We start from the raw sequence: 14,336 nt of genomic DNA on the forward strand, positions 1-14,336 counted from the left end.
CTTCCAACCGATCCCTAGAAATCGGGCCCTTGCACTCAAGGCACATGCCATAGGTGCCGTTTTGGATCCTATCCAATGCGCCGCGCAGCAGCCCAACTTCTTTCTGAGCGGCCAAGCCGGCACCTTCGAGAACTTCGACATCCTCTACTTCGGCGGCCATCCGACGCCCTTGCTTGGTGTCGACCACGTGCAGTCTGGCACCAAGGGCTGCGAGACGAGCCGCTATCAGGCTTTTGAAATAGTCTTCGTTGATCATCTGCGCATACCTTCGCCGCACAAGTTAAGGCGACGCTATTTCAGCTGGTCGGTGGCGATATTGATGGAAATCAATTGCCTCGATTTCGAGCGATGTGATGCTGCGCCACGATCAAGCTTGATCCAGCCACACCCCCCGAATTCTGCGCGCCTGCGACGACATCACTTTTCGCGCATTGCCGGGTTTAATCGAAAGCTCGTGAAGTGTACTAACGGCGCCGTTTCGCACCCGGATCGCTTTGTCGTGCCAGCTGAACGCCTTGAGCAATATCAAAGCGCCAAATCGCATCCGTGCAATTCTGGAATAAAAAGGGAGTCGCAGATGTTTACGAGTGCGGTGAAACTCTTCTCAATCGGTGGTTTCGACATCAAAATCGATCCAAGTTGGCTAATCATCGCTGCGATCATCACATGGAGCCTTAGCCAGCACTATTTCCCCTACACCTTTCCCGACGAAAGCCCGGGCATTTACCTGATCATGGCGGTCGTCGCCATGCTGTTGTTCTTCGCCTCGCTACTGCTGCACGAACTGGCCCATTCCATCATCGCAAGACGCTTTGGCCTGCGGATCGGCGGTATCACATTGTTCCTGTTCGGTGGCGTCGCCGAGATGGACAGTGAACCCAGATCGGCGATGGAGGAGTTTTGGGTCGCGGTTGCCGGGCCGGTCATGAGCCTTGGACTCTCTGTTGGTTTCTGGTTTCTCAGCCTGATTGCGGCGCTTTCCCAGGATCTTGAAGCGGTAGCGGCGGTGCTTTCGTACCTGGCAACGATCAATCTGATCCTGGCGGTTTTCAATCTGGTGCCCGCGTTCCCGCTTGATGGCGGGCGCATCCTGCGGGCTTGGCTGTGGCACCGCCGCGGTGACATTCTGCGCGCGACCGAGACAGCCACGAACGCCGGTATAACCTTCGCCTATGTCTTGATGGGTCTTGGGCTTCTGGCCCTGTTCCAAGGCGCGCTGGTCAGCGCCATCTGGCAGATGATGATCGGCGGCTTCCTACTGATGGCCGCGCGGTCAGCCTATCAACAGCAGATCACGCGCGCGGTGTTCTCGGGCCGGACTGTGGGCGATCTGATGCAGCACACACCGATCACGGTCGGGCCGGACCGCACGCTGTCCGATGTCGTCAATCAGGTTGTTCTGCGCCATGGTATCAGCTTTATTCCGGTCATTGAAAACGACGTTCTTCTTGGTCATATCGACCAAGCGATGATTTCCAGCATCGATCGAGAGCATTGGTCAAGTACGCGCGTTGGCGATGTGTTCGCAGGATTGGATGACGCCTCGACCATCACGCCCGAGACGCCGATCCCGGACCTGATGACGGCCATCACGAAAACCGGTCAGCGCAAGTTTATGGTTGTCGAAGATCACCGCCTTGTTGGCGTCATTTCCCTGTCGGACATCATCCGCCATTTGCAGCTTTCCGACCTCGCAGTCGCGCGGTCGCGCCAATCATCCTTGTCTTAACCGTCGTTTTTCCGCAAACCTGCATGGAAATTGCGGGGTGCTATGGAAAACGCGGTCACAGATAAAGCACTTCTTCACGCCGTTCTGGATGCGGCCGGGGACGCGATCATCCTGTCGGATCGGGATGGTGTGATCACGCGTGCCAACTCAGCAGCCAGCACGATGTTTGGCTATGCGGCAGAAGACATGATCGGGGAAAGCTTGAACATGCTGATGCCCGAGGCTTTGGCAATCCGTCACGATGGCTTCATGCAGCACCATATCGACACGGGCGAAAAGCGTATCATCGGCATTGGCCGCGAGGTCGAAGGGCAGCGCAGCGACGGCACCATCTTTCCGCTGCATCTGTCGATTGGTCGCGCCGAGGTGGACGGCAGCTTGATGTTCGTCGGTATCCTGCATGACCTGACAAAGCGCGCCCGGACCGAAGCCGCCCTCGCCCGATCACAGCGCCTTGACGCCATCGGCCAGATGACCGGCGGCATCGCACATGATTTCAACAACCTGCTGACGGTGATCATCGGCAATCTGGAACTGCTCGAAACGCGCACCAGTGACGATGCGCAAACAACCCTGATCCGCGATGCGCTAGAGGCCGCGGAACTTGGCGCGGACCTGACATCGCGCCTGATGATCTTTGCGCGGCGCAACAGCCTGAAATCCGTAAAGTCCGACCTGCGCAAATTGTGCGATGCCACGCTGAACATCCTGGAACGTACACTTGGCGAGCAGATCACGATCGAAACGGATTACGCGCCCGACACCAGCCTTGTCCTTGTTGATCCGGGGCAACTTCAGTCGGCCCTGATGAACCTTGCCCTGAACGCGCGGCATGCGATGAACGGCAAGGGCAAATTGCTGATCTCAGTTGCCGATGTCACAATTGACGACAGTTATATGGCGCAGGAAGTTGACGTCGAACCCGGTCAATACGTGCGGCTGTCAGTCAGTGATAATGGCGCGGGCATGACGCCCGAAGCACAGAAACACGCGTTTGAGCCCTTCTTTACCACGAAGTCCGAAAGTGGTGGCAACGGGCTGGGCCTGTCGATGGTTTATGGCTTCGTGCGTCAGACAGGTGGGCACGTCACGCTCTACAGCGAAGAAGGGCTGGGGACGAGCTTTGGCCTTTATTTCCCCGCTCTATCGGAAAGCGCCGCGACAAAAGAGCGATCGCTGGCGGCGGGCCATGTTGCGCAAACCCCGTTCGGGCATGGACGCACGGTTCTGGTGGTAGAAGACAATCCCAATGTGCGCAAACTGTCCGTCGCGCGGATCCGGGATTTGGGATTTCAGGTCGTAGAAGCGGTCAGCGGCGATGACGCCTATGCCATGCTGACCTCAGGTCTTGACGTCGACATCGTTTTTTCTGATCTGATCATGCCCGGCAATCTCAGTGGCTATGACCTTGCCGCAAAGCTGGCGACGGATTTGCCGCAGCTGAAGGTTCTTTTGACCTCGGGCTATGCCAGTGACACCGTGGCTGCGCGTCTTCCAAATGGGGACACTCACGATGTTTTGCACAAGCCCTATCGCCAGTCTGACCTTGTCGCGCGGCTTCAGGCGCTCTTGGCTGATGATTCTGACGGCTGAACGGTTTCGACTTCGCAGGCCAGAGTATATCCGACACCGCGCACGGTCTTGATCAGGCCGGGTTCTGATGGGTTACGTTCGATCTTCTTGCGCAAGCGCGCGACCTGGTTGTCGATGGTCCGGTCAAGCGGGCTCCAGTCATGGCCACCTGTCAGATCCATCAACTGATCCCGCGACAAAACGCGCTTGGGGCGTTCCAGAAAGACGGTAAGCAGTTTGAAATCCCCGCTTGTCAGCGAACTGTCCTTGCCGTTGCGGTCGATGATTTCCAGCCGGTCAGGGACAGCGGTCAATCCGTCGAACACATATCGCTGGCTTTCTTCGGTGGTGTCATGCGTGTCGGGCGGCGGCCCCGCCCTGCGCAGCACGCTGCGGACCCGCGCAATTACCTCGCGGACGTGGAAAGGTTTCGTAATGTAATCGTCCGCCCCGATTTCCAATCCGGCGACGCGGTCGATCACGTCGTCCTGGCCCGTCACCATGATGATCGGCACGGAAGAAATGCGCCGGATTCGCCGCGCGAGATCGAGACCGTTTTCGCCGCCCAGCCGGATATCCAGTGTGATCAGCGCGATCGAATTGGATGCCAGCAGGTCGATCACATCATCGCCGCACTTGGATTCGATGACGTCGAACCCTTCGCTTTCCAGCACATTGCGCAGGAGGGCTCTGATTTTGGTCTCGTCTTCAACGACGAGAATGGATGCCTTTTGCATCGCCGCCCCGCTCATACCTGGGTTCACTGTCCTGATGCACAGTGCCACACCACGTTTCAAACATATTCATACAATAAGATACACTTTCAGACAACTTCAGCGAAAATAGTAATACGCGGCTTAGGCAAGTTGGCGCCTGAATGGAAAACTGGGGGCCAACAGAATGTATGTCACGCTATCAACCGATGACCAGTCAGGCGGTGCACTCCCGAGCATCTCAAGGCCCTGTATTTGCGCGCGCGAGACGCAGATCAGGGCGGGAACCTATCTGTTCTACGAAGGCGACGAAGTGAACTGGCTTTATCAGGTCACTGCGGGCGTTCTGCGCCAGACGCGCCTTTTGGAAAACGGGCGTCGTCAGGTCATAGCCTTTGGCTATCCCGGAGATGTCGTGGGTTTTCCAGCCAACGGCTGCCACCACACCGATTGTGATGCGTTGGTCGACACGCGCCTGCAGCCCTATCGAAAAAGCGTGCTGGAAAACGCTGATGGCGATGTCGAATTGCACGGCGAGCTTTTGCAGGCCGCCCTGAGCGAAATCAGCGCGATGCAAGATCATTTCATGATGCTTGGCCGGAAATCGGCGGGCGAAAGGGTCGCGTCTTTTCTCACTGTTCTGGCCGGCCGGGTCGGGCGCTACGAGGACAATCTGTGCAAGGTGGATCTGCCGATGCGCCGCGCCGATATTGCCGATTTCCTGGGTCTGACCACCGAAACCGTCAGCCGGACCCTGACCCAGATGCGCAAGAGCGAGATTATCGAAATCGATAATATCCACACCATCGTCGTCCTGAATCCTGCGGCTCTGACATCGCTTTCCCAAGGCAACGAAGACTGAAACAAGCAGAGCGTGGGACTGTTTGCAATGCCCGCTCAGACCTTCACCGCTGGGGCCATTGGTTCGGCATAACTTGTGGCATACTGGCCCGCAAAAAACCCACAACACCGCAGTCGCGGTGCGCCGTGCGCACCCGTCAACCAAGAAACCACCATTCATCGAAAGCCCGTACGACGTATGCAAGCGGATCCCTTTGGGCTTCATCTTTGCGACGCGCTTGCGGATTGACGATTCGCGGGTCGTCGTCAGCTGTGCTGGGCCCCCCAATATGGGTCGCTGGCGCGGCGGGCTGACCCGGAAAATCCACGCGCTATTGCATACCATTGGCGGCCCGATCCTTTGGACACTGATCGAAGGCCGGGCCCACGTTAGACCATCGGCGGCGAACATATGCCCAGCGCTGAACTGTGGGAGCATCCAGACAGCCTGTTGGCCATCCCGCAAATGCGTCGGCATCTTTCCGGCTTTCGTTCTACACGTGTCGCACCGCATCTGGTCGCGAACCCATTAAGTTAGGTGACCAGAGCACCGCACTGTTAAGTTAGGTGACCAGAGCACCGCACTGTCATGTTCAGGCAGACGTATCTTGATGCCGGCCCGTCTGGTTTCTAGTAACGATACCCAAGCGGATCGGTGGGATATCAATTGTCTGTGCCGGTTGAAGTGTCGTCGTCGTTTCAGCGAATGCAGGTTGCCCTATGCCCTTTTCCATTGATGATCTGCGTGCGTTTCAAGAGATAGTTCGAACCAGAAGCTTCACCCACGCCGCAGACAAATTGCATGTGACCTCGCCTGCCATCACACGCCGGATCAAGAAGATGGAAGAGCTGATCGGCGAACCTCTGTTCGAACGTACCACCCATTTGGTGCGACTGACGGCTGCGGGCGAAGAACTCTATCCGCGGGCCGAGCAACTGCTTCGAGAATTCGACGCCTTTGAGGCTTTGGCAATGTCGATTTCGGGTGACAGGTCGACGACCATCCGGTTCGCCAGCGTTACCAGCGTTGCAGGGTCAGCCTTGCCGCTCTTGCTGGACAGGTTTCAGGGCAGATTCCCCGCCAGTCGGTTCGATCTCCATGACGGTCACGGGACCATTGTGCATCGGTTGGTAGAAGAACAGATTGTCGAATTCGGGATCGGCACCCGGCCGGCCGCCGGATCAAATCTGGAATTTCGTCATTTGATCGACGATCCGATCGTCGCGGCCGTTCCGAAAACAAATGGCCTGTTCAATGCCCATTCAATAAACTGGGAGGATGTCGCGCAAAAAAACTTCATGATCCTGAAAGGTGAATCGTCATTTTTCGGACATGTGGAGCTCGAGTTGCGCCATGCCTGCAAGCCGATGCCGCCGGGAATCCGGGTTCGAGATGTTTCAACCCTGTTGGGTTTTGTCGAACAAGGCACGTCCCCGATTATTGTCACGGGGCTTATTGCATACCGTTGCAAGAGCCCCCGTGTGAAAGCGATCGGCATTTCCGACCCGGATCTGTTCAATTCGCTGGGGATCGTAACCTACCCCAACAGACAGCTGAGCGCTGCCGCGAGTGACCTGGTTGAGGCAATCTGCGAGGACCTGCCCAAATTGCACGCGCGCATCCTTGGGCAGATCTACACCGAATGACGGTGCGGTGCGTAAATCAGTTTTTCTGATAAATAAATGATTTTTATTCAGTTCAAATTACCCGCGTGGCCGCTATGTTCATCACGCCGACGATTGTCGGTGGGAGAAAAACGCGTCGGAAAAAGACGCAAGGGAGGATTGATGAAACTTTTTGCTTCTGCGGCGTTCGTTGCGCTCGTTTCGGCCACATCGGTGGTCGCACAGGAACACACCATTGACGTGTCGTTGGACACCGGCCCCACACATCTGCGGAACGTGCTGGTGCATGATATCGCTCAGAAAATCGAAGAGGCGTCAGACGGCCGCATCGAATTCAATTTCTTCGAAGCCGGATCGCAATATAATGACCGCGATGTCACCACAGCGCTGGCCCAAGGTGCAATGGACATGGCATTTCCCGGGCACTGGAACCTTGCAAGGATTGTGCCCGACTTCAATGTTCTAGGCCTTCCGATGTTCTACGGCTTGCCGCGCGAAGAACAATACAAGGTCACCGACGGCGAAACCGGGGCGGTCCTTGCCAAGCAGATTGAAGACAAGCTGGGGGTCGTGGTCCTGGGCGACTGGGTGGATCTTGGTTTTGGCGCGATGTTCTTCACGAACAAGGCAGTTGAAAGCCCGGAAGATATCAAAGGTCTGAAGATGCGTTCGCCTGGCGGTGCCGTCGCGGTCGCCCGTTTCGAAAAATTCGGGGCCACCGGGGTATCCATGCCTTTCCCCGACGTGCCGCAAGCCCTGCAGAAAGGCACGATCGATGGGTTGATGACCACTTTTGAATCGGTCCGGTCCGCAAAACTCTGGGATTCGGGGCTAAAACACTCCTATTCCGATTTCCACGCATTTTATCAGTATGTTCCGCTGATCAGCGGGCAGGCGTGGGCCGAGTTGCCCGAAGACCTTCAGGAGATCATGCGAACAACCTGGAGCGACGGTGTCAGAGAAGCCCGCGAAGCTGCGGTAGTAGCTCAACTCAAGGCGGCCGACGAGGCAGCAGAACACGGCATGACCAACGTTGCCGCTGCCGAATCCGACCTTGATGCACTGCGGGCCGCGTTGATGACAGATCAGCCGCGTCTTGCAGAAGAGCTTCGCGTTGATCCAGCGATCGTCGAAATGGCCGCGAAAGACTTGGCAAAGTGAATGTAGACCGCAGCCGTATCTGCGGCTGCGGTCATGCGCTGGTCTTCAGTCTGTCTGGAAAATTGAGACAACAGAAATGAACAGAATTGTGAGAGCGCTTACCCGCTTTGAAACCCTGTTGATGGGTGGGGTCGCAGGCGTCGCAATACTATTGGTCGTCTATGAGGTGGTGGCACGATATCTTGTGCCATCGATGCTGACGAACTGGGGCGGTGAGGTCATCATCTATCTGGTTGTCAGCGCCGTCCTGATTGGCGGCGGGTCGCTGGTGACCAGTGGGCAACATGTTCGTGCCGACCTGTTTATCCGCCTGGCGCCACGCCCGGTACGCCGAACGGCTGAAATCGCGTCTCTAATCGCTGGGCTGGTCTATTGCGGGATCGTCGCTTGGTACGGCTTGGATATGGTCGAATTTGCGCGAATGATCGACATACGTTCGGACAGTTCCCTGCAGTTTCCGCAATGGATTTTCTACATCATTGTGCCCTTGGCATTTGGTTCCATGTCTGTGCGCTACGCTCTGCTTCTGTGGCGGACAGTGGTTTCCGGGGCAGATCCCTATCCCTCTGATGGCGATTATCAGGCAGCACGTCAGGAGGCGGATTGATGTCTCCCGTCGTGGCTTTATCCGGATTCCTTGCGCTGCTGGTTGCAGGCTTTCCTGTATTCCTGGTCCTTGGCACCGTGTCCCTTGTGTTGTTCGCCGCCGAAGGCCGCCCGCTGGTCGCGTTGCCGCAACTGTTCATCGATCACCTGAAATCCGACACCCTGGTATCGGTTCCGTTCTTCGTGATTGCAGCGACCTTCATGCAGCGCGGAGGGATCGCCAAGGCCCTTGTCGATGCCGCGTATAGCTGGATCGGCGGGGTGCGCGGCGGCATTGCCCTTGTCTGTGTGCTGGCAACGATGGTCTTTTCGGCAATCTCGGGGTCATCCGTTGCCACCGCGATGGCGATGGGAACCCTGCTGGTGCCCGCGATGCGAGACACCGGATACGATGAACGCTTTGCGCTTGGGGTCGTCGCGTCATCCGGTACACTTGGTATCCTTATTCCGCCTTCGCTGGCGATGATCCTGTTTGCCGTGGTGGCGGGCGAAAGCGTGCCGCAGCTTTTTCTTGCTGGTGTCATTCCCGGCATGTTGCAGGTCGGTCTGTTTGCCGCATGGATAATCTACGTCTCACGACGGCGCGGGTATGCTGCCGGCACGTCCATGAGCCGCACGGAATTCTGGGCAGTGAACCGGCGTGCCTTGCCCGCAATGCTGCTGCCAATAATCATCCTTGGCGGAATTTACAGCGGCCTTGTCACAGTCAACGAAGCCGCAGGAACGGCCGCCTTCGTGGCCATCATTGTGTCGTTAGTGTTCTACAAGGGGTGCACGATTTCCGAACTGCCCTGGATTCTTGCAGACGCGATCAAGTCAACTGCGGTCATTTTCTTCGTCACGATCGGCGCTTTGGCCTTTGGTCACTGGATCACCTCCGAGGGCTTTGCAAAGCACATGATTGACTATGTGGTCGAGAGCGAGCTTTCGGCATGGCAGTTTCTGTTGTTCATCAACGCGGTAATGTTCCTGTTCGGCATGTTCCTGGAAACCATCGCGGTTATCCTGATCGTGGTTCCACTGGTCCTTCCTCTCTTGGCTCCATTGGGAATTGATCCGGTCCATTTCGCCGTCGTGATCGTCATCAACATGGAGATCGCCTTGCTGACCCCCCCGGTCGGGCTGAACCTGTTCATCATGGCATCAACCACCGGCGCGCCTGTCGAAAGGGTCGCGCGTGGTGTTTTGCCCTTCATCGTTCTCTTGTTCGGGCTGCTGGCAACCGTGACTTTCGTTCCGCAGCTGTCACTCTTCTTACCGGAGTTTTTCTATGGACGCTGACGCACCCGCACCTTCCGACGCCCAAGCCCCACCCCCGCTTACCCGCACTATCGCCGATTGGATCAGCCAGGCGGATCAAAAGCCGGTGGGTTCCGACGCCCTGACATGGGCCCGGCACTGCCTGCTTGACTGGACCGCCGTGACAATAGCGGCGCGCGGCGAACCTTTGGTCCAGGCAGTAAAACAGACGGCCTTGGAAGATGGCTCCGGCGCGGCGACCGTTGTCGGCCATCACGAGCGGGTCAGCCCGGCCTGGGCGGTTCTTGTGAACGGCTCAGCCGGTCATGCGCTGGACTACGACGACGTCAATACAATGATGGTGGGTCATCCATCAGTCGCGGTTATTCCCGCGATCCTGACGCGGGCGGAAACACGGGATCTGGAAATTCCCGCGCTTTTGGATGCGCTCGTGCGCGGCTACGAAGTTGCGGCGCGGATCGGTGCTTTTGTTGGCCCGCAACACTATGCGCGCGGGTTTCACAATACGGCCACGATCGGCACGTTCGGCAGCGCCGCTGCACTGGCCGCGCTGGACAGGCTGACAGCGGATGAAACCGCACATGCCCTTGGTTTCGCAGCCGCGCGGGCGGCGGGGCTCAAATCGATGTTTGGCACAATGACCAAGCCGGTTCAGGTCGGCTGCGCCGCGCAGATCGGGTATCTGGCTACGCGGCTGGTCCGGCACGGGCTGACTGCCAATCCCGACGGAATAGAAGCGGCGCAGGGGTTCCTGGAAGCGCATCAGTTGGCAGATGCCAATGTCGTGTTCGCGCCGGCTCCGCAGGGTAGGTTTGCCGTCGAAGAGACACTCTTCAAGCGTCACGCAGCATGCTATCTGACGCACGCGGCAATCGAATGTGTCCAGACGCTGCGGACCGAACATGGCAGCGATGCGATTGACCAGCTGGTTTTACACGTACCTGACCATATCCTGGGCTCTTGCAACATCGACGACCCGGCATCCGATCTTGAATGCAAGTTCAGCCTGCGCCACGCGGCTGCCATGGTTCTGGCCGACATTGATACTGCGGATCTGGCCACCTACAGCGTCGAAGATGCCAAGACCGACAAGATGCAGGCCCTGCGGGACCGCGTGACGGTCCAGGGCGAAGATGTCCCGGCGTCTGCTTTGACGTGGTCGCGGGTTGTGGCCCGTTTGTCTGACGGGCGCAAGGTCGAAGCCGAATTCGACTCGGGCGTGCCTGACACAGACACCGCCAGGCAGTGGTCCGCGCTCTGCAAAAAGGCATGCCGCATCATCGACCCTGTTCTTGGCGCAGGGCGCGCAAGCCGCATCATCACCCTTATCGAACAAGACGCTCCGGTCAAACAACTGTTGGAGGCAACCAGATGACTGACGCCATCGTAACCGACCTGAAGTCTCGCGCCCGGACGTGGCACCGGGGAAATTACTTTGAGGATTTCACGCAAGATCAGGTCTTTAACCACCATTGGGGTAGAACGCTGACCGAGGCAGACAACACGTTGTTCGCCACTCTGACGCTTCACTACAATCCCATCTACACGAACGCCGATTTCGCAAGATCTCAGGGACACGCCGATGCCGTGGTCTGCCCATTGCTGGTCTTCAACACGATCTTTGGCCTTTCGGTCGAAGATTTGTCCGAAGTCGGCGGCCCGTTTCTTGGCGTAGACAAGCTGACGTATCATCGCCCGCTGATTGTGGGGGAAACCGTCTATGCCCGCTCGCGCGTCATCAACATGCGCGAACCAAAGAGCCGCCCCGATTTCGGCATCGTTACCTGGGCCACCACCGGCCTGGATGAAACCGGCGAAACGATCATTGAATTCCAACGCTCCAATCTTGTCAGGAGGAAACCGTGAACAATCATAACACCGCAACCCAAGGCTATCTTACCGAAGAACGACGCATGATCCGTGATCTGGCGCGTGACTTCACACGCAACGAAGTGCTGCCTGCCGCCAATCGGCTTGATCCGGAACAGGGGATCATGCCGCGCGAACTGGTCGACAAGATGGCGCAGCTCGGCTTCTTCGGAATCACCGTTCCTGAAGACGCGGGGGGGCAGGGCCTTGGCGTCTTTGAATACTGCCTTGTGGCCGAAGAGCTGGCGCGGGGATGGATGTCGGTCGCTTCGCTGATCGCGCGGGGCAACGGCACCTTTTACAAAGAGGGTCTTCGCGACGATCATCCCCGCCGCAAAGAATTGCTATCGCGCAGCGCCTCGGGCGAGATGCTGGTGGCTTATGCCCTGTCCGAACCGAATACCGGTTCCGATCTGTCGTCGATCTCTTGCCGCGCGGTGAAGGACGGGGATGATTGGGTCATCTCGGGTCAGAAGTACTGGTGCACTTTCGCCGATGGTGCCGACGCAATACTTGTATTCGCGCGCACATCGCCGCCGCCCGCTGCGAACAAACGGCACCTGGGTATTTCCGCATTCCTGGTCGAGAAACCCCGTGGAGAGTTGCCCGAAAACTGCAAAGGCGCCGAAATTCCGAAGATCGGATACTTTGGCTGGAAAACGTTCGAGTTGTCGTTTGATGGCTGTCGCGTGCCGGCAAAGGCCATGATCGGTGACGAAGGCAAGGCGTTTTACATGATGGCCGCAGGGCTTGAAACGGCGCGCGCCCATACAGCCGCACGGTCCATCGGGCTTGCGCAAGGGGCGTTGGAAGATGCCATCGCCTACGCCAATGAGCGCAAACAATTCGCCGTTCCGATTGCCGAATTTCAGGCGATCCGTTTCAAGATCGCGACAATGGCCACCAAGATCGAAGCGGCGCGGCAACTTCTCTATCACGTTTGTACCTCGATCGATCAGGGACAACGCTGCGATACGGAATCGTCGATGGTGAAGTACTTTGCGTCGGAAATCGCCGAGGAAGTCACGTCCGAGGCGATCCAGATCCATGGCGGGGCAGGATATACCAAGCTTTTTGCTGTCGAACGCCACTGGCGCGATGCGCGCCTGACCAAGATTTTCGAAGGCACATCGGAAATTCAGCAAAGGATCATCTCAGACAACCTGCTCGGGCGGTCAGAGACCGACAAGCAGATTGCCCGCAACGCCTACAACTTCAATTTCGGGTGAACAAATGTTCCTGACACCTTCCGAACTGACGTCGCGCAACAATTACTTTGAGGATTTCGAACCCGGCGACGTCATCCGCCACGCCCGCGGGAAGACCATGACCGAGATGGACAATGTCATGTTGACCAATCTGGTGATGAACACTGCGCATGCGCATTTCAACGAAGACTTCATGAAGGATGCCTTCAAGGATGTCGCCGGGTTCGACACCCGCGTTGTGTATGGCGGGCTGAATTTCTCGTTGGTGGTCGGATTGGCGGCGCAGGACACCGGCGAGCAGGCCATCGCCGAACTTGGCATGGACCAAATTCGTTTGCGCACGCCAGTTCATCATGGCGACACGCTGTATGCCTATACTGAGGTTCTGGAAAAACGCGATTCCGACCGGGCGGATGCGGGCATCGTCCGGTTCAAGCACTATGGCGTCAACCAGCACGAAAAACTGGTCTGTGAGCTAGAGCGGACGGTACTTCTACGCCGCAGGGTGACGTCATGAGCAGTTCAACGCCGGCAGGCCCTCTTGACGGTATTACCGTGCTTGACCTCACGGCGATGCTGTCAGGTCCGTTTGCCACAATGGTTCTGGGCGATCTGGGCGCGCGGATCATCAAGGTCGAGTCTTCCGACGGCGACATGGTGCGCCCTTCGGCGCGTTTGCCTGGAAACGACGATCCGAAAAGCTATGGCGGCTATTTCCAGTCCATCAACCGGAACAAGGAATCCATTGTTGTTGATCTGAAATCGGCAGAAGGCAAAGACATCATCCGCAAGCTCGTCGCGCAGGCGGATATCGTCGTAGAGAACTTTCGCGCGGGGGTCATGGACCGGCTCGACCTGTCCTATGAACAACTCAGCGAGATCAAGCCGGATCTGGTCTATGGATGTATTCGGGGCTTTGGTGATGCCCGCACAGGCCGCAGCCCCTATGCAGATTGGCCCGCCTTTGACGTCGTGGCACAGGCCATGGGCGGAATCATGGGGATCACCGGGCCTTCCGAACAAGAGCCGATGAAAATCGGTGCCGGCATTGGCGATACCGTCCCGTCGCTGTTCCTGGCGACGGGGGTCTTGGCCGCGCTTCATCGCGCACGGTCCACCGGAGAAAGCCAGTTTGTCGATGTCGGGATGTACGATTCCGTGCTCGCAGTGTGTGAGCGGATCGTCTACCAGCACTCCTATTTCGGAGAAAACCCCGGCCCCGAAGGTTCGAGCCATCCCTTGCTTTGTCCGTTCGGGCTGTTTCCGACGACTGACGGACATGTCGCCATTGCCTGCCCCAGAGATCATTTCTGGGCCATCCTTGCCGAAGAAATGGGACAGCCAGACTTGGCAGACGACCCTCGGTTCAAAACCAACGAAGCGCGGGTAAAACACCGTGAGGCGACCCAGGAAATCGTCGGCGAATGGACGTCCCGCCAATCCAAGAAACAGATCATGGACAGATTGGGTGGGCGCATTCCATTGGGGCCGGTCAACCGCGCCGCCGACATCTTTGCGGATCCGCATGTCGCCGCCCGAAAAATGTTGACCAGCGTCGAGCAGCCGGGCGCTGACGGTCGGAAAGTCCAGATTGTCGACACCCCGATCCACGTACTTGAAACACCGGGCGGCATCCGCAGCCGTGGCCCGCTCTTGGGCGAGCATACAGATCGCGTGCTCTCCGAGATCGGGTATGACCCGGACGAGATTACCGAACTCCACGCCGCCGGCGTGATCGCTTAGGAGAGAACA

At 57.7% G+C, this 14,336-nt stretch carries 13 protein-coding genes; 12 read left to right on the forward strand and 1 reads right to left on the reverse strand.

Annotated elements, in window-relative coordinates; all coding sequences use genetic code 11:
* Positions 1-61 precede the first annotated feature (61 nt).
* Positions 62-1,729, forward strand: coding sequence for a site-2 protease family protein (locus ACP2AV_RS01290; RefSeq protein ID WP_426370838.1), 1,668 nt, complete (start codon positions 62-64; stop codon positions 1,727-1,729).
* A gap of 42 nt (positions 1,730-1,771) precedes the next feature.
* Positions 1,772-3,322, forward strand: a complete 1,551-nt coding sequence (locus ACP2AV_RS01295; RefSeq protein ID WP_426370839.1) for a PAS domain S-box protein — start codon at positions 1,772-1,774, stop codon at positions 3,320-3,322.
* On the opposite strand, the gene ACP2AV_RS01300 is transcribed toward ACP2AV_RS01295, so the two are convergent.
* Positions 3,289-4,038 carry a response regulator gene (locus ACP2AV_RS01300; protein WP_426370840.1) on the reverse strand — a complete coding sequence of 250 codons (750 nt, stop codon included), beginning with the start codon at positions 4,036-4,038 and terminating at the stop codon, positions 3,289-3,291. The two genes, ACP2AV_RS01295 and ACP2AV_RS01300, sit on opposite strands and share 34 nt — an antisense overlap.
* A gap of 163 nt (positions 4,039-4,201) precedes the next feature.
* Here ACP2AV_RS01300 and ACP2AV_RS01305 point away from each other — a divergent pair, with 163 nt between their 5' ends.
* The 10 genes from ACP2AV_RS01305 (at position 4,202) to ACP2AV_RS01350 (ending at position 14,327) form a co-directional block, all read left to right on the forward strand.
* The gene (locus tag ACP2AV_RS01305) at positions 4,202-4,876 is read left to right on the forward strand and encodes a helix-turn-helix domain-containing protein (RefSeq protein WP_426370841.1); all 675 of its coding nucleotides are present in this window, start codon (positions 4,202-4,204) and stop codon (positions 4,874-4,876) included.
* Positions 4,877-5,574: 698 nt separating this feature from the next.
* Positions 5,575-6,501 carry a LysR family transcriptional regulator gene (locus ACP2AV_RS01310; RefSeq protein ID WP_426370842.1) on the forward strand — a complete coding sequence of 309 codons (927 nt, stop codon included), beginning with the start codon at positions 5,575-5,577 and terminating at the stop codon, positions 6,499-6,501.
* A 141-nt stretch (positions 6,502-6,642) separates the two neighbouring features.
* On the forward strand, positions 6,643-7,641 hold the full coding sequence (dctP, locus tag ACP2AV_RS01315; protein ID WP_426370843.1) for a TRAP transporter substrate-binding protein DctP: 999 nt from the start codon (positions 6,643-6,645) through the stop codon (positions 7,639-7,641).
* A gap of 88 nt (positions 7,642-7,729) precedes the next feature.
* Positions 7,730-8,248 carry a TRAP transporter small permease gene (locus ACP2AV_RS01320; RefSeq protein ID WP_426370844.1) on the forward strand — a complete coding sequence of 173 codons (519 nt, stop codon included), beginning with the start codon at positions 7,730-7,732 and terminating at the stop codon, positions 8,246-8,248.
* Positions 8,248-9,528, forward strand: coding sequence for a TRAP transporter large permease (locus tag ACP2AV_RS01325; RefSeq protein ID WP_426370845.1), 1,281 nt, complete (start codon positions 8,248-8,250; stop codon positions 9,526-9,528). The genes ACP2AV_RS01320 and ACP2AV_RS01325 overlap by 1 nt, the downstream gene beginning before the upstream one ends.
* Entirely contained in the window at positions 9,518-10,882 is a 1,365-nt protein-coding gene (locus tag ACP2AV_RS01330) for an MmgE/PrpD family protein (RefSeq protein WP_426370846.1), read from the forward strand. The genes ACP2AV_RS01325 and ACP2AV_RS01330 overlap by 11 nt, the downstream gene beginning before the upstream one ends.
* A complete protein-coding gene (locus ACP2AV_RS01335; protein WP_426370847.1) occupies positions 10,879-11,373 on the forward strand; it encodes a MaoC family dehydratase in 495 nt (164 codons plus the stop codon). The genes ACP2AV_RS01330 and ACP2AV_RS01335 overlap by 4 nt, the downstream gene beginning before the upstream one ends.
* On the forward strand, positions 11,370-12,605 hold the full coding sequence (locus tag ACP2AV_RS01340) for an acyl-CoA dehydrogenase family protein (RefSeq protein ID WP_426370848.1): 1,236 nt from the start codon (positions 11,370-11,372) through the stop codon (positions 12,603-12,605). Before ACP2AV_RS01335 ends, ACP2AV_RS01340 begins: the two co-directional genes overlap by 4 nt.
* A gap of 4 nt (positions 12,606-12,609) precedes the next feature.
* Entirely contained in the window at positions 12,610-13,101 is a 492-nt protein-coding gene (locus ACP2AV_RS01345) for a MaoC family dehydratase (protein WP_426370849.1), read from the forward strand.
* On the forward strand, positions 13,098-14,327 hold the full coding sequence (locus ACP2AV_RS01350; RefSeq protein WP_426370850.1) for a CaiB/BaiF CoA transferase family protein: 1,230 nt from the start codon (positions 13,098-13,100) through the stop codon (positions 14,325-14,327). The genes ACP2AV_RS01345 and ACP2AV_RS01350 overlap by 4 nt, the downstream gene beginning before the upstream one ends.
* Positions 14,328-14,336: the final 9 nt, after the last annotated feature.

It is taken from the genome of Aliiroseovarius sp. PTFE2010, from assembly GCF_049943335.1.
Taxonomy (GTDB): domain Bacteria; phylum Pseudomonadota; class Alphaproteobacteria; order Rhodobacterales; family Rhodobacteraceae; genus JBNFVY01.